Raw genomic sequence first — 25,296 nt, 5'->3', positions numbered from 1 at the left:
AGAAATCGGCGCGAAGAAAAGGCCCGACCTTACGGGTCGGGCCCTGCAAGGTCACTATGGAGGCAGCGTGAACGCATTGCAAGGCATCGAAGGGCGAGTGGAGTGGGCTGAGCGCCCGAACCCAACTTGCGCACAGGGACAGATCCGTATCCAGGTTGCTGCCGCAGGACTCAACCGCGCCGATCTGCTGCAGGTCGCGGGTCTCTATCCGCCGCCACCGGGCGCCAGCGACGTCATCGGCCTGGAATGCGCCGGCGTGGTAACCGAAGTCGGCGCCGGCAGCACCTGGCAGGTGGGTGATCGCGTCTGCGCCCTGCTGGCCGGTGGCGGCATGGCCGAGGAGGTGGTGGTGGACCAGCGCCACGCCTTGCCGGTGCCGGCTGGCCTGAGCCTGGCGGAAGCGGCCGCGCTGCCTGAGGTTTACGCCACCGCCTGGCTGAATCTGTTCATGCTCGGCGCGCTGCAGCCCGGCGAGAAAGTGCTGTTACATGCTGGTGCCAGCGGTGTCGGCTCGGCCGGCATCCAGCTGTGCAAGGCCTTCGGTAGCCCGTGCTGGGTCAGTGTCGGTTCCGCCGATCGGCTGGCCTACTGCGAGGGCCTGGGCGCCGAGGGCGGCGCGCTGCGCGGCGAGAGCCTCGAATCCTTGCGAGATTTCGCACCGTTCGATGTGATCCTCGACCCGGTCGGCGCGAATTACGCCGCGCTCGACCTGGAAATCCTCGGCCGTGACGGGCGATGGGTGGTCATTGGTCTGATGGGCGGTCGCAAGGCCGAACTGGACCTGGCGTTGCTGCTGGGCAAGCGCATCCAACTGATCGGTTCGACCCTGCGTTCGCGGGACGCCGACTTCAAGGCGCAGTTGATCGCCGAGCTGGGACAGAAGGTCTGGCCGTTGTTCGAAACCGGCAAGCTGAGTCCGCAGCTGGAGCGTACCTTCCCGGTCCGCGATGCGCAGAGCGCGTTCGATGCGCTGGCGAGCAACCAGGTGCAGGGCAAGGTCGTGGTGCTGATCGACGAGAGCCTGAGCTGAGGGGCGCCACGGACGACGCCGAAGAAAAAAGGGCCGCTGATGCGGCCCTTTTTTACAGGTAAAAAGTCACTTCCAGTCGAGAATATCCCAGCCCATTTTCTGCGCGTGTTCCAGCAGCACCGGGTCGGCGTTCACCACGTGCGGGTGGCCGACCAGCTTGAGCAGCGGCAGGTCGTTGCGCGAGTCGGAGTAGAAGTGCGCGTCGGCCAACGGGCTGTCGTCGCCTTCGAGCAGGTCGAGCAGGCGCAGCACTTTGCCTTCACGGTAGGTGAGGGTGCCGACGGTGCGGCCGGTGTAGTGACCGTTCACCACTTCCAGGTCGATGGCGAGCACGTCGTCGATGCCGATGCGTTCGGCGATGGGCTTGACCAGGTGCACGCCGGAGGCGGAGATCACCAGCGGGCGGTCGCCGGCTTCGCGGTGGCGGGCGAGGGTGGCGCAGGCGTCGCTGTGGATCAGCGGCTCGATCACGTCCTCGACGAAGGCTTCCACGTCACGCTCGATTTCTTCCACGCTGCGCCCGGCCATCGGCTCCAGGGCGAAGGCCATGTAGTCCTCCATGGGCAGCTTGCCCTGCGCGTACAGCGCCATCAGTTCGGCGTCGCGCTTGAGGAACGACTCCGCGTCGACCCAGCCGAGATCGGCCATGCGCTTGCTCCACAGGCTCGCGCAGTCGCCGTCGATCAGGGTGTCGTCGAGGTCGAATATCACCAGGGCCATCAGGCCACCTCCCGAATGCTTTCAATGTCTACATGCAGGCCGAGCGGGGTGCCGGCCGGGTACAAGCGCTCGGCGCTGCGGTTGAGGACGTCCACGGTCAGCCCGACGCCATTGGCGTCCACCCGGTAGCGGATCACGTTGCCCAGCAGGCTGTGGGAGAGTACCCGAACCGGAATGCCCTCGCTTGCTTCAGGGCTCAGGCGCAGGGATTCGGGGCGGATCGCCACCTGTTGGCGGAAAGGGCGGTCCAGCAGCCGAGTCGCCTGCGCCGCGTCGAGCAGGTTGTAGTTGCCGATGAAGCCGGCGGCGAAGGCGTTTTCCGGCGCGGTGTAGAGGGTTTCCGCGTCGCCGCTCTGGACGATGCGCCCGGCGTTCATCAGCACGATACGGTCCGACAGCGTCAGCGCCTCCTCCTGGTCGTGGGTGACGAAGACCGTGGTCAGTTTCAGTTCCTGCTGGATGCGGCGGATCTGCTCGCGTAGGTGCTTGCGGATGCGCGCGTCCAGCGCCGACAGCGGCTCGTCGAGCAGCAGCAGGCGCGGGCGGGTGACCAGCGAACGGGCCAGGGCGACACGCTGGCACTGGCCGCCGGAGAGCTGGTGCGGATAGCGCGCGGCAAGCGGCCCCAGTTCGACCATTTCCAGCACCTCGGCCACGCGCTGGGTGGATTCCGCCGCCGGCACCTTGTGCATGCGCAGCCCGAAGGCGACGTTCTGCTGCACGGTCATGTTGGGGAACAGCGCGTAGCTCTGGAACACCATGGCGATGCCACGCTTCTGCGGGCTCTTGGGCACGATGTCCTCGCCGTCCAGCAGGATGCGTCCGCTGTCCACCGCAGTGAGGCCGGCGATGCAGCGCAGCAGGGTGGACTTGCCGCAGCCGCTGGGGCCAAGCAGGGTGACGAACTCGCCGCTCTCGGCGGCGAAGTCGATGTCCTGGAATACCGTAGTGGTGCCGTAGCTCTTGTTCAGTGTCTCGACGCTGAGGAAGCTCATGCCTTGTCCTTGCTTAAACGGTTCGCCGCCCAGGTGAGCAGCAGGACGAAGAGGAAGTACGAAACCACTACCGCGCTGGTGTAGTGGCCGCTGCTGTTGCGCATGTTGTTGAGGAACACCTGCAGGGTTTCGTAGCGGGTGCCCACCAGCAGGTTGGCGAAGACGAACTCGCCGATAAGGAAGCTGAAGGACAGGAACAGCGCCACCATCAGGCCCTTGCGCAGGTTCGGCAGCACCACCAGCAGGGCGGCCTGCCAGGTGCTGGCGCCGAGCAGGTGGGCGGCGTCCATCAGGTCGTGCAGGTTGATCGCCTGCAGGTTGTTGCTGATCGCCCGGTACATGAAGGGCAGAGCGATGGTGAAGTAGCAGCCGATCAGGATCCAGGGCGTGCCCACGATGGGCACCGGGCCCGAGGCGTAGAGCTGCAGCAGGCCGACCGACGACACCACCGGCGGCACCGCGAAGGGCAGCAGGATCAGCACGTTCATCAGCGCATCCAGGCGCGGGAAGTAGTAGTGGATGACGAACATCAGCGGCAGCACCAGCACCACGCTCAGCACCAGTGCGCCAAAGCACACCAGCAGCGACTGGCCGAAGGCGACGAGGAAGCGCGGGTCGCTCCACAAGGACAGGAACCACTTCAGGGTCAGACCATCGGGCAGCACGCTGGCGCTCCACGAGGTCGCCAGCGAATAGAGCAGGGTGGCGGCCAGCGGCACCAGCAGGATCAGGAACAGCGCGCAGACCACCACGCGGTGGTACAGCGAACTAGCGTTTCTGGACATGGTAGCTCCGGCGCAGCAGCCACTGGTGGGCCAGGGTAATGATGGTCATCAGGCCGACCAGCACCATCGCCAGGGCGCTGGCCATGTTCGGGTCGAGGAACACGTCGCCCGAGACCAAGCCTGCAATGCGGATCGGCACCACGTTGAAGTTGCCGGTGGTCAGTGAGTACACCGTGGCGTAGGCGCCCAGGGCGTTGGCCAGCAGGATCACGAAGGTGCCCAGCAGCGCGGGGGTCAGCACCGGGATGCCGATGTGCCGCCAGAACGCCCAGTGGCTGGCGCCCAGCAGGGCGGCGGATTCGCGCCAGTCCTCGCGCAGGGCGTCGAAGGCCGGATAGAGCAGCATCACGCCCAGGGGAATCTGGAAGTAGGTGTAGAGGATGATCAGGCCGGTCTTCGAATAGAGGTTGAAGTCTTCGATGATTCCCGCCTGCTTCAGCAGCAGCGTGATGGCACCGTTGAAGCCCAGGATGATGATGAAGGCGAAGGCCAGCGGCACCCCGGCGAAGTTGCTGGTCATGTTGGCGAAGGCCATCACAAAGTCGCGCAGCTTGCTGTCCACCTGGCGCAGCGAGTAGCTGCCGAGCACGGCGATGAACAGGCCGATCAGGCTCGACCATACCGAGATTTCCAGGCTGTAGCGGATCGCCTGCAGGTAGAACGGCGAGCCGAAGATCTCGCTGAAGTTGGCCAGGCCCCAGCCGTCGCCCGTGCGCACGCTGTTGATCATCACCCACAGCAGCGGCGCGAGCTGGAAGGCGAAGAAGAACAGCGCGAAGGGCAGCAGGCAGAGCAGGGCGAAGAGCTTTCCGGTGTTCGATCTCATGCCTTGAGCAGCTCCCGGCAGACCGGTTTGTCGTGGGCGGCGCCGAGGATTTCGCACAGCGTGCCGCAGAGTTCGATCTGGCGCGGGCGGGCCTGGTCATCGAGGCTGAATGCGTCGCCGAAGACGAACAGCGGCACTTCGCGCTCCTCGGGGAGGATGCCGCCGTGGCTGCGGTCGTCGTTCATGCCGTGGTCGGCGGTGACCATCACCTGGTAGCCGGCGGCGAGCCACTGGTGCAGGTATTCGGAAAGGATGATGTCAGCGTGCCGCGCGCTGTTGCGGTACTGCGGCGTGCCCAGGCCGTGTTTGTGGCCGGCGTCGTCGATGTTCATCGGGTGCACCAGCAGGCAGTTGGGCCCATGCCGGCGGCGCAGCGACTCGGCGTCGGTAAACAGGTGCGAGTCGGGATAGTGGTCGGTCCAGTAGAAGTGGCCGTGCTGGATCGGCAGGGATTCGTCGTCGGTATGACGATCGCGCGCCGGGTCGAAGGGCGTGCGGTTGTACAGCTCGCTGACCCAGTGATAGGCCGCCGCGGCAGTGGTCAGGCCGGCGTCGCGAGCGTAGTGGAATAGGCTGCGCTGGTTCGACAGGCGCGACACGTCGTTGTGCAGGATGCCGCTGTCGATGGGGCGCACGCCGGTGAGGATGCATTCGTAGAGCGGGCGGGACAGCGACGGCAACTCGCATTCGAGCCGGTAGAGCTGGCCGCGGCCGGCGTTGCACAGGGCTTGCAGGTGGCCCATGCAGTCGTGGGCGACGCTGTAGTTGAGGCCGTCGAGGACGACCAGGATGACGTCGTGGCGCATGGGCGGGGCCTTCGTTGAAGCGCGGCCGCCCCGGCGCGAACCGGGGCGGCTGGGCGTCACTGCATGTTGATGATCACGTTTTCCTGCCACTGGCGCGGCAGGCGCTTGGAGGTTTCTTCCCAGGCCTTGGGATCCTTGATCGGCTGGGCCTTGGCGTACTGCTCGTTGGGCAGCAGCTTGGCCTTCACCTCGGCCGGCAGGGTCAGGTGCTCGGCGCGGATTGGACGGGCGTTGCCCTTGGCCAGGTTGATCTGCCCGGCATCGCTGAAGATGTACTCGCGGGCCAGCTTGGCGGCGTTCGGGTTCTTCGCGTATTTGTTGATGATGGTGGTGTAGCCGGAGATCACCGAGCCGTCGGAGGGGATCAGCACCTCGAAGCGCGTCGGATCGATCTGATCGCGGTAACTCAGGCCGTTGAAGTCCCAGACGATGCCGACTTCCACTTCACCCTTTTCCAGGGTGTTGATCACCGGGTTGGTCAGCGACAGGCGGCCCTGCTTGGCGATCTGCGCGAAGAACTCCAGGCCCGGCTTGATGTTCTTCTCGTCGCCGCCGTTGGCGATGGAGGCAGCCAGTACGCCGTTGACGGCCTGGGCGGCGGTGCTGACGTCACCGATGGTGACCTTGTACTTGCCCTTGAGCAGGTCGGCCCAGCTGTGCGGGACGTCCTTCACCAGTTGCTTGTTGACGATGAAGGCGATGGTGCCGGTGTAGGCGAGCGCCCAGTGGCCGTCCTTGTCCTTGGCCCATTCCGGCACCTGGTCCCAGGTGCTGGGCTTGTAAGGCTGGCTGACGTCCTGCTGGACGGCGATGGGACCGAAGGCGGCGCCCACATCGCCGATGTCGGCGCTGGCGTTTTCCTTCTCGGCCTTGAATTTGGCCAGTTCCTGGGCCGAACTCATGTCGGTGTCCATGTGCTTCAAGCCGTACTTGCTTTCCAGGTCCTTCCAGGTGTCCTTCCAGTTCGCCCAGCTGTCGGGCATGCCCACGCTGTTGACCTGGCCTTCCTTGCGGGCGGCGGCTTCCAGCGATTGCAGATCGGCGTCGGCCGCCATGGCGAGGCCGCTGCCAATGGCAATGGCCGATCCCAGCAGTGAAGCAAGCAAGCGTTTCATTCGGTGCTCCTTCGGATGAAGTTCGGTGTTTTCAAGCGTGGTCTAGATCAGCAAGACGCAGGCCAATCTATGCGGGACGGATGACAGTTTGATGTAAGCCCCTGGCGCGCCGGCCCGGCCGTGAGCGTCCAGCGCGTCGTCCGGGAAAAGCGTAGACCATGGCCAACGCCTTGATCCGCCTGGTCTACGCTGGTGTCGTTATCTGGCATGGGCGCTGCTTGCAAAGAAGCTGTCACGGGACGGTCATCGGGCTTTCCTAGGATGACGACACCCCGAGAGGGGGAAGAAATGCCCTGTTCTGGGGCTGGACTAGTCCAAAAGAGGGAATGGAATGCGCGATACGGCGCTACCCACGGTCACGGCAATCTGCCGCGCACTCATCGAACAGATCGACAGCGGTCTGCTGAGCCCGGGCGGCAAGCTGCCTGCCGAGCGCAAGCTGAGCGAGCTGTTCGACACCACGCGGATCACCCTGCGTGAAGCGCTGGGGCAACTGGAGGCCCAGGGCCTGATCTACCGCGAGGAGCGTCGCGGCTGGTTCGTCTCGCCACCGCGCCTGCTCTACAACCCGCTGGTACGCAGCCACTATCACGCGATGGTGGAAGGCCAGGGCCGTGTGCCGGCGACCGAGGTCCTGTCGGCGCGGCAGATGCCCGCCAGCGCGGCGATCTGCGAACTGCTGGAGCTGCCGGCGCTGTCCAGCGTGTACCAGATCCGCCGGGTACGGCGGGTGGATGGCCGGCTGGTGCTCTACGTCGAGCACTACCTCAACCCGGCGTACTTCCCCGGCATCCTCGACAGCGACCTGACCTGCTCACTCACCGAGCTGTACGCCAGTCGCTACGACATCCGCTACGGCCGCGTACGCTTCGACATGGTGCCCACCGCGCTGCACGGTGAGGCCGCCAGCGTACTGCGCGTCGCCGAGGGCAGCCCGGCGCTGCGCATCACCCGCATCAATGGTGATCAGCACGGGCGCATCATCGATTGCGATCTGGAGTTCTGGCGGCACGATGCCATCCACGTGAGCGTGGAAGTGCCGGATTGATCTTTCGGGCGGCGCCCAACCTGTAGGAGTGAGCTTGCTCGCGAACAACTGGGCCCCGCCGCAGGGGCTGCTCTCTCCCTAACCCTGGCTGCGCGCCCCGCACCGAAGGGAGAGGGGACTGTCCTCAGTGCAGGCAGAGTCATGAACTCGCCGGCCAACACCGATCTATCAACCTGCACCGAACGACTCCCTCTCCCTTCAGGGAGAGGGCGGGGGAGAGGGTGCTCCACGCCATTCTGAGGCTGGGCGATTTGCGAGCAAGCTCCTAGAAGGACCAGGAACTGCTTCAGCGATCCGGATTCCACTCCGGATAAGCTGGAATCCCATCCTGCGCCAGCCAGGGGCGATCATGGGACACCCAGATATGCCGCGCCGGCCGTGTGCCCGGATCGTCATCCAGGCTGGCCACGCGCACGATGACGTGCGGCTGGCCGTCGCGCTCGGCGATCAGTTGCGTGCCGCAGCGCGGACAGAACTTGCGCAGTTTGCCCGGTGAGGATTCATACGCGGCGACCTTGTCCGCGCCGCGAGTCCAGCGGAAGTGTTCGCGCATCACCCCGGCGGTGCTGGCGAAGGCGGCTGAGTGCGCTTTCTGGCAGGTCCGGCAGTGGCAGTGGCCGATGGGCATGTCCAGCCCGTCGATCTCATAGGCAATGTCGCCGCACAGGCAGCTTCCGCTGAAGGGCATGTTCGATCTCCGCAATGACTCTCTGCAAGAAAAAACGCCCGGCTTGGGCCGGGCGTTCGGGTCAGGGCAGGTCGGCGCTGTCGTAGAAGGCGCTGAGTACCTTGGCCAGGTAGTGCAGGTCCTGGCTGCCGGCCAGCTCGCGGATGGAGTGCATGGCGAAGGTCGGCAGGCCGATGTCCACGGTGCGCACGCCGATCTGGCTGGCGGTGATCGGGCCGATGGTGGAGCCGCAACCCATGTCGCTGCGGGTCACGAAGCTCTGCACGGGCACTTCATTCTCCAGGCAGAGATGGCGGAAGAAACCGGCGGTCTCGCTGTTGGTGGCGTAGCGCTGGTTGCTGTTGATCTTGATCACCGGGCCGCCGTTGAGTTTCGGGCCGTGGTTGCCATCGTGCTTGTCGGCATAGTTCGGGTGCACGCCATGGGCGTTGTCGGCGGAAACCAGCAGCGAGCGCTGCACGGTGCGGGTGAAGGCATCGCCCTCGGGCAGCAGGCGGCGCAGCACCTGCTCCAGGAACGGACCGTCGGCGCCACAGGCGGAGCAGGAGCCGACTTCTTCATGGTCGGTGCAGACCAGCACGCCGCTCTGCTCGTCATTGCTGCCCAGCAGCGCTTGCAGGCCGGCGTAGCACGACAGCAGGTTGTCCAGGCGGGCACCGGCGATGAAGGCCTGGTCGAGGCCGATCACGGCGGCGCGCTGGGTATCGTAGAAGCTCAGCTCGTAGTCGAGGATGGCGTCGGCGGTGATGCCGTGCTCCAGTTGCAGCTGTTCGCCGAGCAGGTCGCGGAAGTCGCGGGTCTCGCCGGCAGCGACCTGGGCGAGGATCGGCGGCAGTTCGGTCTGCGCGTTGATCGACCAGCCCAGGTTGGCTTCGCGGTTGAGATGGATGGCCAGGTTCGGGATCACCGCGATCGGCGCCTTGAAGTCGATCAGCTTGCTCTCGACCTTGCCGGCCAGACGGAAGGTGACGCGGCCGGCCAGGGACAGGTCGCGGTCGAACCAGGGCGCGAACAGCGCACCACCGTAGACTTCGACACCCAGCTGCCAGTAGCCGTTGCGCACCAGCTCGGGGTTCGGCTTGACGCGCAGGCAGGGGCTATCGGTGTGCGCGCCAACCAGGCGCAGGCCGTTCTCCAGCAGCGGCGCGGTGCCGAGCTTGAAGGCGATCAGCGAGGAGTCGTTGCGGGTGACGTAGTAGCGGCCACCGGCTTCGGTGCGCCAGGCGTCGCGCTCGTCCAGGCGCTGGTAGCCGGCCTCTTCGAGGCGGAGGGCGAGGGCCTGGGTGGCGTGGAAGGGGGTGGGGGAGGCCGCGAGGAAATCGATCAGGCCCTGGTTGAGTTCTGCACGCATGGGTAACTCCGGACAGCGAATGGCCGGAAGTTTAACGTAAATGTGCAAATCTGCGGCCAGGGGCTCGCCAACAGGTGGGGCGAGCGTAGGAGCGGACTTTGTCCGCGATCGTTTCCCGGCGGCTCCGAGCCGGCCGGACATACATCGCGGACGGAGTCCGCTCCTACACAAAGTGAATCAGAACGGCGCGGGCGACTCGAAGCGCAGGCGCTCGCCGGTCTGCGGATGGGTCAGGGCCAGCATGCTGGCATGCAGGCACAGGCGGTCGCGCAGCGTCAGGGCTTCGCCCTCGGCGTACAGGCGGTCGCCCAGCAGCGGATGGCCGATGCTGAGCATGTGCACGCGCAACTGGTGCGAGCGTCCGGTGATGGGCGTCAGCTCCACGCGGCTCCAGTTGCCATGGCGTTCCATGACGCGCCAGAAGGTCAGCGCATGCCGGCCCTGCTCGAAGTCCACCACATGGCGCGGCTTGGTCGGCGGGTCGTAGCGCAGCGGCGCCTCGATGCGGCCACTGTCGAGTTCCGGTTCGCCCCAGCACAGCGCGGTGTAGGCCTTCTCGGTCTCGCGGTCGTGGAACTGACGGGACAGTTCGCGGTGGCTGTCGGCGTCGCGGGCCAGCACGATCAGGCCGGAGGTTTCCCAGTCCAGGCGATGGACGATGCGCGCTTCCGGGTAGCCGTTTTCCTGCAGGCGGGTGATCAGACAGTCCTTGTTGTCGTCCGCGCGACCGGGCACGGAAAGCAGCAGGGTGGGCTTGTTCACCACCAGCAGGGCGGCGTCCTCATGGACGAATTCGATCTGGGAAAGCGGCATGGAAGCTCTTGGGCGAATAAGAATGACGAAAACGACTGCGGCGGCCGAAGCCGCCGCAGGTTCACTCCAGCCGGATCAACGCTCCGGCAGGGTGATGTTGAGTTCCAGGATCGAACAGCTGCCCTGGTTGGCCAGCTCGACCTGGACTTGTTCCTGGTCGATGGGCACGTATTTGCGGATCACTTCCAGCAGGTCTTTCTGCAACTGCGGGAGGTAGTCCGGTTGCGAACGGTTGCCGCGCTCGTGGGCGACGATGATCTGGAGTCTTTCTTTCGCGATGGATGCGCTGTTTTGCGCCTTCCGGCTGCGGAAGAAATCTAAAAGGCTCATTCACGTCCTCCGAACAGTCGTTGCAGGAATCCTTTCTTCTGCACGTCGAGGAATCGATGGGGCATTTCCTTGCCCATCAGACGTTCGACGGCGTCGCTGTACGCCTGGCCGGCATCGCTCTCTTCGTCGAGGATGACCGGTACGCCCTGGTTGGATGCCTTCAGCACGGCCTGGGATTCCGGAATCACGCCGAGCAGACGGATGGCCAGGATTTCCTCGACGTCCTCGACGCCGAGCATTTCGCCCTTGGTGACGCGCTCGGGGTTGTAGCGGGTCAGCAGCAGGTGTTCCTTGATCGGGTCCTCGCCTTTCTCGGCGCGGGCGGACTTGCTGGCCAGCAGGCCGAGCATACGGTCGGAGTCGCGGACCGAGGAAACTTCCGGGTTGGTCACGACGATCGCCTCGTCGGCGTAGTACATGGCCAGGTGGGCACCTTTCTCGATGCCGGCCGGGGAGTCGCAGATCACGTAGTCGAAGGTCTTCTTCAGTTCTTCGATGACCTTGCCGACGCCTTCCTGGGTGAGGGCGTCCTTGTCGCGGGTCTGGCTGGCGGCCAGTACGAACAGGTTTTCGAGGCGCTTGTCCTTGATCAGGGCCTGGGTGAGGGTCGCTTCGCCGTTGATGACGTTGACGAAGTCGTACACCACGCGGCGTTCGCAGCCCATGATCAGGTCGAGGTTACGCAGGCCTACGTCGAAGTCGACGATGACGGTCTTGTGGCCGCGCAGGGCCAGGCCGGTGCCGATGGCTGCGCTGGTGGTGGTTTTACCGACGCCACCCTTACCGGAAGTGACTACGAGGATCTTGGCCAAGGTGATTCACCCCAAAGAAAAAACGAAGAATTCTGGTCCCTGAAAGTCGCGGCAGTATCCGTTAAAGGCGGGTGATGTTCAACACGTCACCCGACAGGCTGACGTGCACCGCCTGCCCCCATTGCGGACTGCGTCGAAGGTCTTCGGCGACCTTGTAATTACCGGCGATGGACACGAGTTCCGCGGCCAGCTGCTGGCAGAAAATGCGGGCGCTGGTGTCGCCCTTGACGCCGGCCAGGGCGCGTCCGCGCATCGGGCCGTACACATGGATATTTCCGTCGGCGAGAAGTTCCGCACCGGGGCTGACTGGGGCGAGGACGATCAGGTCGCCGCCGGCGGCGTAGATCTGCACGCCGCCGCGCACGGGAGTGGTCACCAGCTTGGTCGGTCGGACAACCGGTGCCGGCGGCTCGGCGGGTTTTTCCGGCGCCGTTTCCTTGGCGGATTCTTCTGCTTCTACAGATTTTTCCACGGCGGTCTCGGCCGGCTTCTCTTCTTTAACGACTTCCGCGGGCTTCTCGGCTTGCGCGCTGTCGGCCGCCTGCTCAACGACTTTCTCCGAGAGCTTCTCTCCGCGCGGACGGCGTACCGGCGTGGCGCCGGTCACCTGCGGGACGGCGTCCTTGGGTTCGACCACGCGCTCGCGGGACGAGCCCGAAGGCGGCAATACGGGGATGTCGAACATGGTGGCCAGGCGGATGTCTTCCTCGCGACTGGCGCGAATGGCCAGGGTACGCAGGCCGTGGCGGCGGCAGATGTCCAGCACGCCTTGCAGGTCGAGCTGGCCCTCGCCGTCGGGCAGCTTGTCCAGCGCCAGTACCAGCGGGGTATCACGGAAGAAGTTGGGCGCCTGGGCGACCTTGTCGGCGAGCTGCCGGTCGAGGCGCGGCAGGTCGTTGTGGGCCAGTTCCAGGACAGTGACGGCCAGCATGCTGCCCTTGAGCTGGAATACGGGATCGTGGTCGAGAAGGTCGGCTTGGCTCATGGTCAGGCTGCATCACTAAATGGTGTGGACTTATAACGGACCGCCCCGGCAGCCGCAAGCGTGGCGGACGGCCAGGGCTTGAAGGCGGGCGCGGCGTGCGCTGGCAAGGTAGAATGTCGGGCTTTGCCCTTGCCGGAAAGTTCCATGGACCGCCCCACCTTTCGCCGTGAGTTCCTCCACCCCCGCCACTGGCCGCTCTGGCTCGGCCTAGGCGTGCTCTGGCTGGTGGTGCAGTTGCCGTACCCGGCGCTGCTGGCGCTGGGACGCGCGCTCGGCGCGCTGATGTACCGCGTGGTCGGCAGCCGCCGCGCTATCGCGGCGCGCAACCTGGAGCTGTGCTTCCCGGAGCTGTCCGCTGCCGAGCGCAAGCGCCTGCTCAAGGAAAACTTCGCTTCCACCGGCATCGCCTTCTTCGAGATGGCCATGAGCTGGTGGTGGCCGAAGGCCCGCCTGGCCAAGCTTGCCCATATCGAAGGCATCGAGCATCTGAAGCAGGCCGAGGCTGACGGCAAGGGCGTGATCCTCATGGCGATGCACTTCACCACCCTGGAGATCGGCGCGGCGCTGCTCGGCCAGGTGCAGACCATCGACGGCATGTACCGCGAGCACGACAACCCGGTGTTCGACTTCGTCCAGCGCACCGGCCGCGAGCGGCACAACGCCGACGCCACCGCCATCGAGCGCGAGGACGTGCGCGCCATGCTCAAGGTGCTGCGCGCCGGCCGCGCCATCTGGTACGCGCCGGACCAGGACTACGGCGCCAAGCAGAGCCTGTTCGTGCCGCTGTTCGGCATCCAGGCCGCCACCGTCACCGCCACCACCAAGTTCGCCCGCCTGGGCCGCGCGCTGGTGCTGCCGTTCACTCAGTCGCGCCTGCCGGGTGGCGCCGGCTATCGCCTGACCATCCACCCGCCGCTGGAAGATTTCCCTGGCGAGAGTGAAGAGGCCGACTGCCTCCGCATCAATCAGTGGGTGGAGAGCGAGATTCGCCGCCAGCCCGAGCAGTACCTCTGGGCGCATCGGCGCTTCAAGAGCCGTCCCGAGGGCGAGCCCAAGCTCTACGACAAGAAGAAGTAGAGCAAGGCGGACTACGCTGGTAACGACGCGACAAGGACTTCAGCTGTGACCGACCCCGCCACTCCATCGACTCCCCCGGCCGTCACCGGCCTCATCCTTTCCGGCGGTGGTGCGCGTGCGGCTTACCAGGTCGGGGTGCTGTCAGCCATTGCCGAGTTGCTGCCCGAGGGGGCCGAGAATCCCTTTCCTGTGATCGTCGGCACGTCCGCCGGTGCGATCAACGCCGTCGGCCTGGCGTGCGGAGCGCTGTCGTTCACCGGCGCCGTGGAGCGTCTTACGCAGGTCTGGAGGGGGTTTCGTACCGGGCAGGTGTACCGTTCCGACTGGCAGGGCGTGATCAGCCAGGCCTTCAAGTTCCTGGGGCACAGCCTGCTTGGCCTGGGCCGGCGCGAGCCGGTGGCGTTGCTGGACAGCACGCCGCTGCGCTATCTGCTGGAACGGGAACTGGACTTCTCCGGCATCGCCGCCGCCGTGCGCCGCCGCAACCTGCGCGCGGTGGCGGTGACCGCGTTCGGCTATGAGTCCGGACAGGCGGTGACCTTCTACCAGGGCCGCGCCACCATCGACCCCTGGCTGCGCCATCGGCGCATCGGCGTGCCGACGCGATTGCAGATCGAGCACCTGCTGGCCAGCTCGGCGATTCCGCTGCTGTTCCAGCCGATCAAGATTCTTCGCGAATACTTCGGTGATGGTGCGGTGCGCCAGCAGGCGCCGATCAGCCCGGCGCTGCACCTGGGCGCCAACCGTGTGCTGGTGATCGGCGTCAGCGGCAACCCGACCGTCGGCAGCGCCAACGAATCCGTCACCAACTACCGCACCGGCCAGCCGCCGAGCCTGGCGCAGGTGGGTATCCATCTGCTGAACAGCACCTTCATTGACAGCCTGGAAGGCGATATCGAGCTGCTGCATCGCATCAATTTCTTCAGTTCCCTGGTGCCGGAAGAGGCACGGCGCGGCACGATGGGCCTGCAGCCGGTGGACGTGCTGTTGATTTCGCCGAGCAAACCGCTGGACGAGATCGCCGCGCAGTACCGACACGAGCTGCCGCGCGCGCTGCGCCTGTTCCTGCGCGGTCCGGGGGCAACCAAGGCGAGTGGGGCGGGTGTGTTGAGTTACCTGCTGTTCGAACCGGGCTACTGCAATGCGCTGATCGAGCTGGGGTATCGCGACGCCATGGAAAAGCGCGCGGAGATCGCGCGCTTCCTGGGGATGGGGGACTGGTCGCTGTAGGACTGGTGCCTCACATGTAGGAGCGGACCTTGTCCGCGATCCGGCTGCAGTCCGGCCTGTCGGGCATCGCGGACAAGGTCCGCTCCTACGGGGCAATATTTGCGGAAGAGGCCAGAAATTGCTCCTCAGAGAAGGAGCAATTTCTGCCGCGGGCTATCAGACCGCGAACACACCATCGCGATAATCACGCAGCGCCTGCTCGATCTCCTCGCGGCTGTTCATCACGAACGGCCCGTATTGCACGATGGGCTCATTGAGCGGCTTGCCGGCCAGCAGCAGGACGCGCGCGCCCTGGTCGCTGGACAGGCGGACCTCGTCGCCCTGGCCCAGACGCACCAGGCGATTGGTCGCGACGGTCTCGTCACCACGTTCGCCCGGCACCTGCAGTGCACCCTCGTAGACGTACAGCATCACTCGATGGCTGGCCGGTAGTTGCGGGGTTACCGTCGCACCCGCCGGCAGGACCAGATCGTAGTAGTGCGGTTCGGTGCCCGGTCGCTGCACGGCGCCATCGGCAGCGGTCACGCCGTCGTCGAAGCGGCCGGCGATCACGGTCACGCCAACGCCCTGTTCAGTGGTCACCCGCGGCACGTCCTCGGGCTCGATATCGCGGTAGCCCGCCGGGGACAGCTTGTCCTTCGCCGGCAGGTTCAGCCAGAGCTGGAAGCCGCGCATGGCGCCTTCTTCCTGCTCGGGCATCTCGCTGTGGATGATGCCGTGGGCCGCCGTCATCCACTGCACGCCGCCGGGTTTGAGCAGGCCGCGATTGCCCAGGTGGTCCTCGTGGCGCATGCGCCCTTCGAGCATGTAGGTGACGGTCTCGAAGCCGCGGTGCGGGTGGGCCGGGAAGCCGGCGATGTAGTCGTCGGGATTCTGCGTGTCGAACTGGTCGAGCATCAGGAACGGATCGAAACGCTCGATGCCGGGACCGCCGATCACGCGGGTCAGGCGCACACCGGCGCCGTCGGAGGCGGGGTGGCCGATGTGCTGGTCGATCACGGTACGCAAACGGGTCATGGGAACCTCCTTGATCTGTGAATGACGATCATCCTAGTCCCAATTCATGGATCAATGGTTGCGAGTTTTTCAGCTTAACTATCTATTTATTAGATGTATTTGTGTGAAGAAAACCGCCGCCCGAAGGCGACGGTTCGGTGTTACTCCTGGATCTGCAGGCGCCGCGCTTCGGTATAGAAGTAGCGCAGCTTCTCGTACTCGAAGGGCGTGTTCATCTGCCCGTAGCGGAAGCCGTTGCTGTAGCGCTTGTCGATGATTTCGAGCACCGGCAGCTCCCAATAGTCGCTGCTGATGTCGGAGTAGTTCAGGTAGTTCACTTCGCGGCTCGCCATGAAGTCGGTTACCAGCCCGCCAGTGTCGCGCACGTTGGAAGGGCCCAGGATCGGCAGCATCAGGTACGGCCCTTCCGGGACGCCCCAATAACCCAGGGTCTGGCCGAAGTCCTCGCTGAGCTTCGGCAGGCCCATGGCGGTAGCCGGGTCCCAGAGGCCGGCGATGCCGAAGATGGTATTGAACAGTAGCCGCGCGGTGCTGTTCGCCGCGCGATCGGCCTTGAGCTGGGCCACGCTGTTGAGCAGGGTCGGCACTTCGCTCAGGTTACTGAAGAAGTTGCTCACGCCGGTGCGCACGAAGCGTGGGGTGACGTATTCGTAGCCGTGTACCACGGGCAGGAATACCCATTCGTCGAAGCGGTAGTTGAAGTGGTAGACCCGACGGTTCCACGACTCCCAGGGGTCGTAGACGTTGAGGGCGTCGAAGGTGGCGCGCTCGAACTCCCGCTGGTCGAAGCCGGGATTGAACTTCAGCGCATCCAGCGGGTGCTTGAAGCCGTCCTCGTCGGGCGCCATGTCGAATTTGGTGGTGGTGGGCGTCTGTACCGGTTGCGGCGATTCGGCCTGGGCGAAACCGCAGGCCAGCAGCAGGGCGAGAGTCCAGGAATGGCGTAATGGCATGGAGTCAGTTCCCTGTCTGCGCGGATGCCAGGCCGTTGGCCGAGGCGCCCTGTCCCTTGAGGAAGCCCAGCATGTCCTGGGCGTTCACGCGGTAGTTGAGGTTGCCGCAGTGGCCGCCGCGCGGGTAGAGCGTCAGGCGGTCGCCAAAGGTGCGGCGCAGGAAACCGATGTCGCCCGGACCGAGGATGACGTCGTCGGCGTTGTGCATCACGGCGATCTTCGGGCTGGCGCGCAGGTAGTCCTCGAGCGCATACAGGCTGACCTGCTGGATCAGCTGCGGCAGGCTGCCCCCGTCGTACTTGGCGCGCCACAGCGGCATCAGCTGGTCGGTCATGTAGCACTCGAAGTCGCACTGCATGGCGCGCTTGAAGAAGGGCGTCAGGCTGGTGCCTTCGGTGATCGGGTAATTGGGCGGGGTGATCAGGCCGCGGCGGTTGACCAGGTCCGAGGTGAAGGCGATGTCGGCGGAGGAGAAGCGGAACACCGCGCCGATCAGCATCGCCATTTCTTCGTTGGAAAGGTGCTGCTTGGACTGCTGGAGATCGAAGAGGAAGGCGTCGTTGAGATCGACGTAGCCCTTCTGCTTGAAGTAGCGAGTCAGCTTGGCAAGGATCACCTGGTAGAAGGTGTTGGTGTCACTGATGCCCTTGACCTGGGTCTGCACCAGCTTGTCCAGGTTGCTCACCGAGGTGTAGAGGTTCACCGGTGGGTTGAGCAGCAGCACGCGCTTGAAGTTGAAGCTGCGGCGCGTCTCGTCGAGTTGGCTGACGAAGGCTGCATGCAGCGCGCCGAGGCTGTAGCCGGTGAGATAGTAATCGGTCACTGGCAGCTCCGGATGCTGCGCGCGGACGGCCTGCATCACCCGGTACAGATCATCGGCGTCGTCCGGGGTATAGCCGGGAGTGGAGATGTGCGACGCGCCGATCATGAAGTCCCAACTGGTCGGCGAGGAGATCTGCACCACGTGGTAGCCGGCGCTGTAGAACAGGCGCTTGAGGTACTCCGGGGTGGTGCTGGAGTAATTCGCGCCGGTGCCGGCGATGATGAAAATCAGGGGCGCGGCGTGATCCTGCCTGGCCAGGCGGTAGTGCAGTTTCTTCACTGGCCAGAAGTTGCTTGGCAGTTCGTGCTCTCGCTCCGGGCGCAGGTTCAGTGCGTAGTCGGATTGGCGGATGTCGTCATCGGTGGGCAGTTCCGGACGCAGCTCCGGTGGCGTGGTGGCGATGGTCGCCTCGAATGGGTTGATCAGCGGGTAGCCATAGCTGGCCTGGTCCACGTCGCGGGCTGACGCGGACCCAGCGAGTCCCAGTGCGAGGCAGCCCATCACGGCGGCAACGCGAGAAAGAAATGTCATGGTTCGGAGTCCTTTCAAGAGGAGGCCAACTTTAGGGTGACCGGCGATTAAGACCAGCGTATTTCCCACAAGTGCGACCCGGATTTCACGCCTTGTCGGCTAGCTCACGCAGTGCCTCGCCGGTAAGACGATAGACGCTCCATTCGTCTTGTGGGCGCGCGCCCAGGCTGCGGTAGAAACCGATGGCGGGTTCGTTCCAGTCCAGTACCGACCATTCCAGGCGGCCACAACCGCGTTCCACGGCCAGCCGGGCGAGCTCCGTCAGCAGCGCCTTGCCCAGGCCGGCGCCGCGGGCGGCGGGGCGCACGTACAAGTCCTCGAGGTAGATGCCCGGTTGGCTGAGCCAGGTGGAGTAGTTGTGGAAGAACAGCGCGAACCCCTGGGGCTGGTCGTCCACCTCGCCGATGAGCACTTCGGCGTAGGGGCGCGGGCCGAACAGGTGGGCGTGCATGCGCTGGGCGTCGGCCTTCACTTCATGGGCGAGCCGTTCGTAGTCGGCCAGTTCGGTTATCAGGTCGAGGATCAGCGGAATATCGGCGGGAGTGGCGGGTCGTAGGGTGACGCGGGACATGGGCGGTACCTTTCGAGCGGGATTGGCCGAGCATGCCTAATGCCCGGCGTCGCTGGCAACCGCGTCCCTCAGTAGCGCTCCAGGCGTTCCACCCAGATCAGTTCGCAGGCACCGGCGCCGGTATCCTCGCGAGTGAGTGAGCTGACCCAGCGCCAGCCGTCGTCTCCCTCCACACGCACCAGCTTGCCGGAAAGCCGGATGTGCTCGCCGGCGCTGACCTGGGCCAGCGTGCGCGCAACGCCGTCGTTGGCCGGGATCATGTGCATGTTGGCGCTGTGGGTCTCGATCTCCCGGCGCGGGATCGGCATCGGATTGGCGTTCCAGTGGTACCAGCGGTTGCCCTGGGTGATCCGGATGCCGGCGAGTACCCGCGGGTCGGCCATCGGCCCCCAGCCCAGTGCGAGATCGGTGGGCGACAGCTCGGCCTCGCGTCCCAGGCGATAGTCCTCGCGGCCGAGCACGCGTGCCTCGAGACTGAAATCTTCCAGGGGATAGATGGCATAGCGCTCCACCCGGAAGCCGCCATTGGGCAAGGTCTGGGCCTGCTGTTGCGGCGGCGTGTGGGAACGGTCGGACGGCCATAGCCACCAGAAGCTGACAGCCAGGCACCCCACCAGGAATAGATTGGATCGCTTCATCGGGCACTCCGTCGATGGGGCGCAGTGTACGCACGGCGCGGTGCCTCTTGCATCGGCCTTTGCGCTGGTTATGCTGGGCGCCGATTTCACTGCGGAGTGGCGCCATGCCTCGTCGATTGCCCGTGATCCTCCTGCTGCTTGCCCTGGCATTGTGCGTGGCGGCGAGCTACGGCCTGCGTTTCGGGCTGATGGAGGATGGCCGCTGGGTCGGCATCTGCGCCGACGAACCCGGGAACTGGGCCTGTGGCCTGCGCTCGCAACTGGGCTGGGCGATCCACTTCGGCGTATTCGGCAAGCTGGCGCTGGGGTTATCGCTGCTGGCGTTCTTCGTCCCTCGCCAGGCGGGTTGGTGGCTGGCGGTGTTGGCGATGGCGGTCACGCTGCCGGCGCTGGCCCTGTACAACGCCAATTTTGCGGTTTTCGCCGTGGTGCTGGCCGGCTTGCGTCTGGTGCGTGCGCCCGCGCCGCGCTCCGGCGTGAGCTGAGTTCACGGCATGCGGATGATCGCGCTGGTCCTGCTGGGGCTCCCCGCCCTGGCTTTTGCCCGGGACTTCATCGCCGAGGGCGAGGACTGCATCGCCGGCAACTCCGGCGCGGCGTCGGTGGAGTGCCTGGAGCGTCTCTATTACGAAAGCAACCAGGAGATTCGCCGCCTGGAAGATCGGTTCGTGGCCCAGGCACGTCAGCGCAGGCGCAATGACGACATCGGCGAAACGCATTATGCGTTGGCGGTTTCCGCGATGCGCGACGCCTCCCGGCGCTTCCAGAAGTTCAGCGAGCGCCAGTGCGATGCCGAAGTCGCGTATTTCGGCGGCGTTGCTTCTGGCTACGGGCAGGGGCGCTTCACTTGCCTGCTGAACCTCAATGAGGGGCGCAAGGCTTACCTGCGCAGAATGCTGAAAGGCCTTTAGACGAGCCTCAGACGATTTCGGGCGCCGTCTGGTGTCGTTGGCGCAACCCACGGCAGAGCGCCAGTACCAGCACAACGCTGACCGCCGCCCACCCCAGCGCCTGCAGATTGCGCCACCCTTCCTGCAGCAGTTGCGGAACGATGCCGAGGGCGATCAGCAGCCCGAGCAGGATGCACTCGCGGCGCGGTGCGCGGACGGGGCGACAGAGGTAGACGAGCGCCGGGAACAGCAGCGCGGCGCTAGGGAAACTGCGGTAACGGGCGTCGAACACCAGCCCCAGCATCAGCACCGCGCCAGCGAAACCGGCCATGGCCAGCCAGAGGCCGGCACGCTTTTCCAGCCAGTCGAACACACGCTTACGCCAGCCCTGGCGGGCCGACAGCGCGAGGCTCAGGTGCAACAGCACCAGCAGGTTGAGTCCGACCAGACACGCTGCCCACAGCCATTCCTGCCAGAAGCGGCTGGTCACCACCGCCTGTTGCGCCCACAGGCCGATGCACGCGCCACTCAGTGCCGCGCCCAGCGGCAGCAGCAGGGCGGCGCGAGAGGATGCCGGGCGACCGCCCAGCAACAGGCCGGCGGCCAGGATCAGCCCGGACAGGCCCAGCCATGCCGGCCAGTCCGGCAGGTTGCTGACCGGCCCGGCGAGCACGCCTTTCTCTTCGCGGTCGGCGCTGAACAGCCCCCAGTAACCGCCCACCGCGCCCTCGCTCTGGCGCTTCCACGGCTGGTCGAAGGCTTCGATCAGGTTGTAGCGCCAGCCATGTTCCTCGGCCAGGTGCACGAAGCCACGAATGAAGCGCGCCTCGTTGACCCGGCTGGGCAGGGCGGTCTCGCGCTGGCGGCCTTCGCTGGGCCAGCCGGTCTCGCCAATGAGGATGTCCTTGGGCGCGAACTCGCGGCCAAAATCTTCGCGGACCTTCGCCACGTGGGCGAGCGCGTCGTCGATACCGCTGGGATCGTCCTCCCAGTACGGCAGCAGGTGGATGGTGATGAAGTCCACCGCCGGGGCGATTTCCGGATGCTGGTGCCAGAACTCCCAGACGTCGGCGTAGGTCACCGGCTGGCGCACATTGGCTTTCACCTTGCGGATCAGCCCGGCGAGGTAGCGCCCGGTGACTTCCTTGCGCAGCAGGGTCTCGTTGCCGACGATCACCGCCTGCACCACGTCCGGGTACTGGTTGGCGGCCTTGATCAACGCGTCGACTTCACGCTCGGTATCGAGCGGGTTGGCATTGACCCAGGCGCCGAGCATCAGCTTCAGGCCGTGCTTGCGCGCCAGCGCCGGGATGCCCTCCAACCCAGTCATGGAGTATGTGCGGACGCAGTCGAAGCGAGTGGCCAGCAAGGCCAGGTCGGCGTCCATCTGCGCCGGGCGCAGCACGAAAGGCTGGTCGAAAGGCGACTGATCCTTGGCAAACGGACTGTAGGACGCGCACTGCAGCTTGTGCGTGGGCGTCGCCGCGTCGGGCAGGATCACCGGTTTGCCCAGGCCGTACCAGAGCCCGCAAAGGGCAAGGAGGGCAAGCAGCAGGGAGAGACAGTAGGGCAGGAGCGGAAAGCGCGATGACTGGGGCATGTGGGCACGCGAACCGTGAGGAGGCGCGCATCTTAGCAATGCCGCCCGCCGCCGTCAGCGGGCACGCACGTTGTTCAGGCGTGACGGTGAATCCAGCGGTGCGCCGTCGCCTCCCGTGGGCTGTCGCCGCGATCGAAGCGCTTCCAGACCTTCTCGTGGACGTGAAAGCCCACTGCATTGCATAGCGGCTCGACGATCGCCACCAGGCCGCCCACGGCGATGCTGCCGGTCAGCGCGTAGGCGACGCTGAAGGCGATGACGAAGTGCATCAGGGTGAACGTGACGGTCTTGAGCATGGCGGCGGTCCTCCAAACGAGAATTGTTCTCCGTTGTGAAGAGGCTAATGCGGCGGAACCCTGCCGGGTAATCGAACCTCTGTATGGAGGCGATAGGCCGCCACCTCGGTCGTGGACACGATGGCGCGGTCGTGGATGGACGGGTTCTGTCGCGTATCGGACCGTTTGGCGTCGCTCTCAGAGCAGTTCGCCAGCAGGGCGCGCCGATCATGAGGAGGCGGCCAAGACCGCGAATGGCGCCGGGTCTACCCGGACGCCGCAACGAAAAATCACGGGGAGAAAACCATGTCTATGATGCGACGCCTGTTGGGCCTGGGCGCAGGGCTGGTGCTGTCGGCGGCTGCCGGGCTGGCCGGTGCGGCGGCCAAGCCGGAAATCACCATCGGTTACGTGGACGGCTGGTCGGACAGCGTGGCCACCACGCACGTCGCCGCCGAGATCATGCGCGAGAAGCTCGGCTACCAGGTCAAGCTGATGCCGGTCGCCGCCGGGATCATGTGGCAGGGCGTGGCGCGCGGCAAGCTCGACGCCATGCTCTCGGCGTGGCTGCCGGTCACCCACGGCGCCTACTACGAGAAGATGAAGGACAAGGTGGTCAACCTGGGTGTGAACTACCCGGGTGCGAAGATCGGCTTGATCGTGCCGGAATACGTGAAAGCCAACAGCATCGAAGACCTCAAGGCGCAGAAGGATGACTTCGGCGGCCGCATCGTTGGCATCGACGCCGGCGCCGGGGTAATGCTCAAGACCGACCAGGCGATCAAGGACTACGGCCTGGACTACAAGCTGGTGGCCAGCTCCGGCAGCGGCATGATCGCCGAACTGACCCGCGCGGAGAACGACAAGAAGGCCATCGCCGTCACCGGCTGGATCCCGCACTGGATGTTCGCCAAATGGAAACTGAAGTTCCTCGAAGACCCGAAAAAGGTCTACGGCGAAGAGGAGCACGTCGACAGCGTGGCCAACCCGGCGCTGGAGAAGAAGGCACCGGAAGTCTGGGCCTTCCTGAAGAAATTCCAGTGGAAGGACGGCCAGGAAATCGGCGAAGTGATGCTCGCCGTGCAGAATGGCGAGAAGCCGGAAGTGGCCGCCAAGAAGTGGGTCGAAGCGCATCCGGATCGGGTGAAGGAATGGCTGTAAGCAGCTAGACCGAACTTACACGCGCAACAGAAAAATCCCCCGCGAACGTCATCGTTCGCGGGGGATTTTTTTATGCCGGTGCGTCTATTCCGGGCTTGTTCGCAAAACCTGGCGTATCGCTACGACTAAAGTCGTCTGGAGCCCTTGCAGCGCTCACATAAATTAGGGATCGACGACATCCGCGTCATCCCCGCTGTGAGGACAAGAACAAAATGAACGACAGCATCTACCAGCGGATTGATACCAATCCGCGCTTCAAGGAATTGGTGGCCAAGCGCGAGCGATTCGCCTGGCTGCTCTCTTCGGTCATGTTGGGCCTGTACGTGGTCTTCATCCTGCTCATCGCCTTCCAGCCGCAGTTGCTGGGTACGAAGATCAGTGCCGATTCGTCCGTCACCTGGGGCATTCCCATGGGCGTCGGGCTGATCCTCTCGGCCTTCGTGCTCACCGGCATCTACGTGCGCCGGGCGAACGGTGAATTCGACCGCCTGAATCAGGAAATCCTCAAGGAGGCCCAGCAATGAAAGGCCGAATTTCTGCCCTCGCTCTGGCCGGCCTTTTACCCGCGCTCTGGGCCCCCGCACTCTGGGCTGACGCCCTCACCGGCGAGGTACAGCGCCAGCCGCTGAACGTCTCCGCCATCGTCATGTTCGTCGCCTTCGTCGGCCTGACCCTGTGTATCACCTACTGGGCCTCCAAGCGCAGCAAATCCGCCGCCGACTTCTACACCGCCGGCGGTAGCATCACCGGCTTCCAGAACGGCCTGGCGATCGCCGGCGACTACATGTCCGCCGCCTCCTTCCTCGGCATTTCCGCACTGGTGTTCACCTCCGGCTACGACGGCCTGATCTACTCCATCGGCTTCCTCGTCGGCTGGCCGATCATCCTCTTCCTGATCGCCGAACGCCTGCGCAACCTGGGCAAGTACACCTTCGCTGACGTGGCGTCCTACCGCCTGAAGCAGAAGGACATCCGCACCCTGTCCGCCTGCGGTTCGCTGGTGGTCGTGGCCTTCTATCTGATCGCGCAGATGGTCGGCGCCGGCAAGCTCATCGAGCTGCTGTTCGGCCTGAACTACCACGTCGCGGTCGTACTGGTCGGCATCCTGATGGTGCTGTACGTACTGTTCGGCGGCATGCTCGCCACCACCTGGGTACAGATCATCAAGGCCGTGCTGCTGCTCTCGGGCGCCACCTTCATGGCGATCATGGTGCTCAAGCACGTCAACTTCGACATCAGCACCCTGTTCTCCGAAGCCATCAAGGTTCACCCGAAAGGCGAGGGCATCATGAGCCCCGGCGGCCTGGTGAAGGACCCGATCTCCGCGTTCTCCCTGGGCTTCGCACTGATGTTCGGCACCGCTGGCCTGCCGCACATCCTGATGCGCTTCTTCACCGTCAGTGACGCCAAGGAAGCCCGCAAGTCGGTGTTCTTCGCCACCGGCTTCATCGGCTACTTCTACATCCTGACCTTCATCATCGGCTTCGGCGCGATCCTGCTGGTCAGCACCAACCCGGACTTCAAGGACGCCACCGGTGCCCTGCTGGGCGGCAACAACATGGCCGCTGTGCACCTGGCCGACGCCGTGGGTGGCAGCCTGTTCCTCGGCTTCATCTCCGCCGTGGCCTTCGCCACCATCCTCGCGGTGGTTGCCGGCCTGACCCTGGCCGGCGCCTCGGCGGTGTCCCACGACCTGTACGCCAGCGTGCTGAAAGGCGGCAAGGCCAACGAGAAGGATGAGCTGCGCGTGTCGAAGATCACCACCGTCTGCCTCGGCGTGGTGGCCATCGTCCTCGGCATCCTGTTCGAGAAGCAGAACATCGCCTTCATGGTCGGCCTGGCCTTCTCCATCGCTGCCAGCTGCAACTTCCCGGTACTGCTGCTCTCCATGTACTGGAAGAAACTGACCACCCGTGGCGCGAAGATCGGCGGCTGGCTCGGCCTGATCACCGCGGTGACCCTGATGATCCTCGGCCCGACCATCTGGGTACAGATCCTCGGCCACGAGAAAGCCATCTACCCGTACGAGTACCCGGCGCTGTTCTCCATGGCCGTGGCCTTCATCGGTATCTGGTTCTTCTCCATCACCGACAAGTCCGCCGCTGCCGACGAGGAGCGTGCACGCTTCTTCCCGCAATTCATTCGCTCGCAGACCGGCCTGGGTGCCACTGGCGCCGTTGCCCACTGATCGCTTGAGCTAACCTGCCGGGGCCGGAGGTGGAAACA

Annotated in this window: 28 protein-coding genes; 9 read left to right on the top strand and 19 right to left on the bottom strand. The window is 65.1% G+C overall.

What is annotated here, in order from left to right; genetic code table 11:
* Positions 1 to 67: 67 nt before the first annotated feature.
* Positions 68 to 1,030: an NAD(P)H-quinone oxidoreductase gene (locus tag JVX91_RS25875; RefSeq protein ID WP_205336907.1), complete on the top strand. Its 963-nt coding sequence runs from the start codon at positions 68 to 70 to the stop codon at positions 1,028 to 1,030.
* A 66-nt stretch (positions 1,031 to 1,096) separates the two neighbouring features.
* Here the strand turns inward: JVX91_RS25875 and JVX91_RS25870 are convergent, their stop codons facing one another.
* The 6 genes from JVX91_RS25870 to JVX91_RS25845 are packed head-to-tail and all read right to left on the bottom strand — an operon-like array spanning position 1,097 to position 6,277.
* Positions 1,097 to 1,750 (bottom strand): HAD family hydrolase, encoded by a 654-nt coding sequence (locus JVX91_RS25870; RefSeq protein WP_205336906.1) that lies wholly within the window; start codon positions 1,748 to 1,750, stop codon positions 1,097 to 1,099.
* Positions 1,750 to 2,745 carry an ABC transporter ATP-binding protein gene (locus JVX91_RS25865; RefSeq protein ID WP_205336905.1) on the bottom strand — a complete coding sequence of 332 codons (996 nt, stop codon included), beginning with the start codon at positions 2,743 to 2,745 and terminating at the stop codon, positions 1,750 to 1,752. The genes JVX91_RS25870 and JVX91_RS25865 overlap by 1 nt, the downstream gene beginning before the upstream one ends.
* A complete protein-coding gene (locus tag JVX91_RS25860; protein ID WP_205336904.1) occupies positions 2,742 to 3,530 on the bottom strand; it encodes an ABC transporter permease in 789 nt (262 codons plus the stop codon). Before JVX91_RS25860 ends, JVX91_RS25865 begins: the two co-directional genes overlap by 4 nt.
* Complete coding sequence (locus JVX91_RS25855) at positions 3,514 to 4,356, bottom strand: ABC transporter permease subunit (RefSeq protein ID WP_205336903.1); 843 nt, start codon at positions 4,354 to 4,356, stop codon at positions 3,514 to 3,516. The genes JVX91_RS25860 and JVX91_RS25855 overlap by 17 nt, the downstream gene beginning before the upstream one ends.
* A complete protein-coding gene (locus tag JVX91_RS25850; RefSeq protein WP_205336902.1) occupies positions 4,353 to 5,162 on the bottom strand; it encodes an alkaline phosphatase family protein in 810 nt (269 codons plus the stop codon). Before JVX91_RS25850 ends, JVX91_RS25855 begins: the two co-directional genes overlap by 4 nt.
* A gap of 56 nt (positions 5,163 to 5,218) precedes the next feature.
* Positions 5,219 to 6,277, bottom strand: a complete 1,059-nt coding sequence (locus tag JVX91_RS25845) for an ABC transporter substrate-binding protein (protein ID WP_205336901.1) — start codon at positions 6,275 to 6,277, stop codon at positions 5,219 to 5,221.
* 331 nt (positions 6,278 to 6,608) lie between these two features.
* Between JVX91_RS25845 and JVX91_RS25840 the strand changes: the two genes are divergently transcribed.
* Positions 6,609 to 7,325, top strand: coding sequence for a UTRA domain-containing protein (locus JVX91_RS25840; protein WP_205336900.1), 717 nt, complete (start codon positions 6,609 to 6,611; stop codon positions 7,323 to 7,325).
* 286 nt (positions 7,326 to 7,611) lie between these two features.
* On the opposite strand, the gene JVX91_RS25835 is transcribed toward JVX91_RS25840, so the two are convergent.
* From JVX91_RS25835 to minC, 6 genes are all read right to left on the bottom strand, one after another.
* A complete protein-coding gene (locus JVX91_RS25835; RefSeq protein WP_205336899.1) occupies positions 7,612 to 8,013 on the bottom strand; it encodes a GFA family protein in 402 nt (133 codons plus the stop codon).
* 61 nt (positions 8,014 to 8,074) lie between these two features.
* Positions 8,075 to 9,364 carry a M18 family aminopeptidase gene (locus tag JVX91_RS25830; protein WP_205336898.1) on the bottom strand — a complete coding sequence of 430 codons (1,290 nt, stop codon included), beginning with the start codon at positions 9,362 to 9,364 and terminating at the stop codon, positions 8,075 to 8,077.
* A 177-nt stretch (positions 9,365 to 9,541) separates the two neighbouring features.
* A complete protein-coding gene (locus JVX91_RS25825; protein ID WP_152221710.1) occupies positions 9,542 to 10,177 on the bottom strand; it encodes an RluA family pseudouridine synthase in 636 nt (211 codons plus the stop codon).
* Positions 10,178 to 10,252: 75 nt separating this feature from the next.
* On the bottom strand, positions 10,253 to 10,507 hold the full coding sequence (gene minE / locus JVX91_RS25820) for a cell division topological specificity factor MinE (protein WP_045210300.1): 255 nt from the start codon (positions 10,505 to 10,507) through the stop codon (positions 10,253 to 10,255).
* On the bottom strand, positions 10,504 to 11,319 hold the full coding sequence (gene minD, locus JVX91_RS25815; protein ID WP_205336897.1) for a septum site-determining protein MinD: 816 nt from the start codon (positions 11,317 to 11,319) through the stop codon (positions 10,504 to 10,506). Before minD ends, minE begins: the two co-directional genes overlap by 4 nt.
* Before the next feature lie 61 nt (positions 11,320 to 11,380).
* Positions 11,381 to 12,304, bottom strand: a complete 924-nt coding sequence (minC, locus tag JVX91_RS25810) for a septum site-determining protein MinC (RefSeq protein ID WP_205336896.1) — start codon at positions 12,302 to 12,304, stop codon at positions 11,381 to 11,383.
* A 144-nt stretch (positions 12,305 to 12,448) separates the two neighbouring features.
* On the opposite strand from minC, the gene JVX91_RS25805 reads away from it, so the two are divergent.
* A complete protein-coding gene (locus JVX91_RS25805; RefSeq protein ID WP_205336895.1) occupies positions 12,449 to 13,381 on the top strand; it encodes a lipid A biosynthesis lauroyl acyltransferase in 933 nt (310 codons plus the stop codon).
* Positions 13,382 to 13,426: 45 nt separating this feature from the next.
* Positions 13,427 to 14,611 carry a patatin-like phospholipase family protein gene (locus JVX91_RS25800; protein ID WP_205336894.1) on the top strand — a complete coding sequence of 395 codons (1,185 nt, stop codon included), beginning with the start codon at positions 13,427 to 13,429 and terminating at the stop codon, positions 14,609 to 14,611.
* A gap of 156 nt (positions 14,612 to 14,767) precedes the next feature.
* On the opposite strand, the gene JVX91_RS25795 is transcribed toward JVX91_RS25800, so the two are convergent.
* The 5 genes from JVX91_RS25795 to JVX91_RS25775 all read right to left on the bottom strand — a co-directional run bounded on the left by JVX91_RS25795 (position 14,768) and on the right by JVX91_RS25775 (position 19,144).
* Positions 14,768 to 15,628 carry a pirin family protein gene (locus JVX91_RS25795; protein WP_205336893.1) on the bottom strand — a complete coding sequence of 287 codons (861 nt, stop codon included), beginning with the start codon at positions 15,626 to 15,628 and terminating at the stop codon, positions 14,768 to 14,770.
* 140 nt (positions 15,629 to 15,768) lie between these two features.
* The gene (locus tag JVX91_RS25790; RefSeq protein WP_205336892.1) at positions 15,769 to 16,581 is read right to left on the bottom strand and encodes a VacJ family lipoprotein; all 813 of its coding nucleotides are present in this window, start codon (positions 16,579 to 16,581) and stop codon (positions 15,769 to 15,771) included.
* Positions 16,582 to 16,585: 4 nt separating this feature from the next.
* Positions 16,586 to 17,935 (bottom strand): serine/threonine protein kinase, encoded by a 1,350-nt coding sequence (locus JVX91_RS25785; protein WP_205336891.1) that lies wholly within the window; start codon positions 17,933 to 17,935, stop codon positions 16,586 to 16,588.
* Positions 17,936 to 18,020: 85 nt separating this feature from the next.
* Positions 18,021 to 18,506, bottom strand: coding sequence for a GNAT family N-acetyltransferase (locus tag JVX91_RS25780; protein ID WP_205336890.1), 486 nt, complete (start codon positions 18,504 to 18,506; stop codon positions 18,021 to 18,023).
* 68 nt (positions 18,507 to 18,574) lie between these two features.
* Positions 18,575 to 19,144 carry a hypothetical protein gene (locus JVX91_RS25775; protein ID WP_205336889.1) on the bottom strand — a complete coding sequence of 190 codons (570 nt, stop codon included), beginning with the start codon at positions 19,142 to 19,144 and terminating at the stop codon, positions 18,575 to 18,577.
* Positions 19,145 to 19,248: 104 nt separating this feature from the next.
* On the opposite strand from JVX91_RS25775, the gene JVX91_RS25770 reads away from it, so the two are divergent.
* Together JVX91_RS25770 and JVX91_RS25765 are read left to right on the top strand one after the other, a co-directional pair.
* Positions 19,249 to 19,629, top strand: a complete 381-nt coding sequence (locus tag JVX91_RS25770; RefSeq protein ID WP_205336888.1) for a hypothetical protein — start codon at positions 19,249 to 19,251, stop codon at positions 19,627 to 19,629.
* Positions 19,630 to 19,644: 15 nt separating this feature from the next.
* Positions 19,645 to 20,055 carry a lysozyme inhibitor LprI family protein gene (locus JVX91_RS25765; protein WP_205336887.1) on the top strand — a complete coding sequence of 137 codons (411 nt, stop codon included), beginning with the start codon at positions 19,645 to 19,647 and terminating at the stop codon, positions 20,053 to 20,055.
* A 7-nt stretch (positions 20,056 to 20,062) separates the two neighbouring features.
* Here JVX91_RS25765 and JVX91_RS25760 read toward each other — a convergent pair whose 3' ends face one another.
* Together JVX91_RS25760 and JVX91_RS25755 are read right to left on the bottom strand one after the other, a co-directional pair.
* Positions 20,063 to 21,634 carry a beta (1-6) glucans synthase gene (locus JVX91_RS25760; RefSeq protein WP_205336886.1) on the bottom strand — a complete coding sequence of 524 codons (1,572 nt, stop codon included), beginning with the start codon at positions 21,632 to 21,634 and terminating at the stop codon, positions 20,063 to 20,065.
* Between the two features lie 74 nt (positions 21,635 to 21,708).
* Positions 21,709 to 21,930: a DUF2061 domain-containing protein gene (locus JVX91_RS25755; protein WP_205336885.1), complete on the bottom strand. Its 222-nt coding sequence runs from the start codon at positions 21,928 to 21,930 to the stop codon at positions 21,709 to 21,711.
* Positions 21,931 to 22,215: 285 nt separating this feature from the next.
* On the opposite strand from JVX91_RS25755, the gene JVX91_RS25750 reads away from it, so the two are divergent.
* The 3 genes from JVX91_RS25750 to JVX91_RS25740 all read left to right on the top strand — a co-directional run bounded on the left by JVX91_RS25750 (position 22,216) and on the right by JVX91_RS25740 (position 25,258).
* A complete protein-coding gene (locus JVX91_RS25750) occupies positions 22,216 to 23,070 on the top strand; it encodes a glycine betaine ABC transporter substrate-binding protein (protein WP_205336884.1) in 855 nt (284 codons plus the stop codon).
* 212 nt (positions 23,071 to 23,282) lie between these two features.
* A complete protein-coding gene (locus JVX91_RS25745) occupies positions 23,283 to 23,594 on the top strand; it encodes a DUF485 domain-containing protein (RefSeq protein WP_205336883.1) in 312 nt (103 codons plus the stop codon).
* On the top strand, positions 23,591 to 25,258 hold the full coding sequence (locus JVX91_RS25740; RefSeq protein ID WP_205336882.1) for a cation acetate symporter: 1,668 nt from the start codon (positions 23,591 to 23,593) through the stop codon (positions 25,256 to 25,258). The genes JVX91_RS25745 and JVX91_RS25740 overlap by 4 nt, the downstream gene beginning before the upstream one ends.
* Positions 25,259 to 25,296: the final 38 nt, after the last annotated feature.

This window comes from Pseudomonas sp. PDNC002 (assembly GCF_016919445.1).
In the GTDB taxonomy this organism is placed as follows: domain Bacteria; phylum Pseudomonadota; class Gammaproteobacteria; order Pseudomonadales; family Pseudomonadaceae; genus Pseudomonas.
This window is presented reverse-complemented; position numbering and strand designations above follow the sequence as displayed.

Bases quoted from the DNA above. Each gene is read 5' to 3' on its own strand.
- JVX91_RS25870 (WP_205336906.1), bottom strand. From the start codon at position 1,750: ATGGCCCTGGTGATATTCGACCTCGACGACACCCTGATCGACGGCGAC.
- JVX91_RS25865 (WP_205336905.1), bottom strand. From the start codon at position 2,745: ATGAGCTTCCTCAGCGTCGAGACACTGAACAAGAGCTACGGCACCACT.
- JVX91_RS25860 (WP_205336904.1), bottom strand. From the start codon at position 3,530: ATGTCCAGAAACGCTAGTTCGCTGTACCACCGCGTGGTGGTCTGCGCG.
- JVX91_RS25855 (WP_205336903.1), bottom strand. From the start codon at position 4,356: ATGAGATCGAACACCGGAAAGCTCTTCGCCCTGCTCTGCCTGCTGCCC.
- JVX91_RS25850 (WP_205336902.1), bottom strand. From the start codon at position 5,162: ATGCGCCACGACGTCATCCTGGTCGTCCTCGACGGCCTCAACTACAGC.
- JVX91_RS25845 (WP_205336901.1), bottom strand. From the start codon at position 6,277: ATGAAACGCTTGCTTGCTTCACTGCTGGGATCGGCCATTGCCATTGGC.
- JVX91_RS25840 (WP_205336900.1), top strand. From the start codon at position 6,609: ATGCGCGATACGGCGCTACCCACGGTCACGGCAATCTGCCGCGCACTC.
- JVX91_RS25835 (WP_205336899.1), bottom strand. From the start codon at position 8,013: ATGCCCTTCAGCGGAAGCTGCCTGTGCGGCGACATTGCCTATGAGATC.
- JVX91_RS25830 (WP_205336898.1), bottom strand. From the start codon at position 9,364: ATGCGTGCAGAACTCAACCAGGGCCTGATCGATTTCCTCGCGGCCTCC.
- JVX91_RS25825 (WP_152221710.1), bottom strand. From the start codon at position 10,177: ATGCCGCTTTCCCAGATCGAATTCGTCCATGAGGACGCCGCCCTGCTG.
- minE (WP_045210300.1), bottom strand. From the start codon at position 10,507: ATGAGCCTTTTAGATTTCTTCCGCAGCCGGAAGGCGCAAAACAGCGCA.
- minC (WP_205336896.1), bottom strand. From the start codon at position 12,304: ATGAGCCAAGCCGACCTTCTCGACCACGATCCCGTATTCCAGCTCAAG.
- JVX91_RS25805 (WP_205336895.1), top strand. From the start codon at position 12,449: ATGGACCGCCCCACCTTTCGCCGTGAGTTCCTCCACCCCCGCCACTGG.
- JVX91_RS25795 (WP_205336893.1), bottom strand. From the start codon at position 15,628: ATGACCCGTTTGCGTACCGTGATCGACCAGCACATCGGCCACCCCGCC.
- JVX91_RS25790 (WP_205336892.1), bottom strand. From the start codon at position 16,581: ATGCCATTACGCCATTCCTGGACTCTCGCCCTGCTGCTGGCCTGCGGT.
- JVX91_RS25785 (WP_205336891.1), bottom strand. From the start codon at position 17,935: ATGACATTTCTTTCTCGCGTTGCCGCCGTGATGGGCTGCCTCGCACTG.
- JVX91_RS25780 (WP_205336890.1), bottom strand. From the start codon at position 18,506: ATGTCCCGCGTCACCCTACGACCCGCCACTCCCGCCGATATTCCGCTG.
- JVX91_RS25775 (WP_205336889.1), bottom strand. From the start codon at position 19,144: ATGAAGCGATCCAATCTATTCCTGGTGGGGTGCCTGGCTGTCAGCTTC.
- JVX91_RS25770 (WP_205336888.1), top strand. From the start codon at position 19,249: ATGCCTCGTCGATTGCCCGTGATCCTCCTGCTGCTTGCCCTGGCATTG.
- JVX91_RS25765 (WP_205336887.1), top strand. From the start codon at position 19,645: ATGATCGCGCTGGTCCTGCTGGGGCTCCCCGCCCTGGCTTTTGCCCGG.
- JVX91_RS25760 (WP_205336886.1), bottom strand. From the start codon at position 21,634: ATGCCCCAGTCATCGCGCTTTCCGCTCCTGCCCTACTGTCTCTCCCTG.
- JVX91_RS25755 (WP_205336885.1), bottom strand. From the start codon at position 21,930: ATGCTCAAGACCGTCACGTTCACCCTGATGCACTTCGTCATCGCCTTC.
- JVX91_RS25750 (WP_205336884.1), top strand. From the start codon at position 22,216: ATGTCTATGATGCGACGCCTGTTGGGCCTGGGCGCAGGGCTGGTGCTG.
- JVX91_RS25745 (WP_205336883.1), top strand. From the start codon at position 23,283: ATGAACGACAGCATCTACCAGCGGATTGATACCAATCCGCGCTTCAAG.
- JVX91_RS25740 (WP_205336882.1), top strand. From the start codon at position 23,591: ATGAAAGGCCGAATTTCTGCCCTCGCTCTGGCCGGCCTTTTACCCGCG.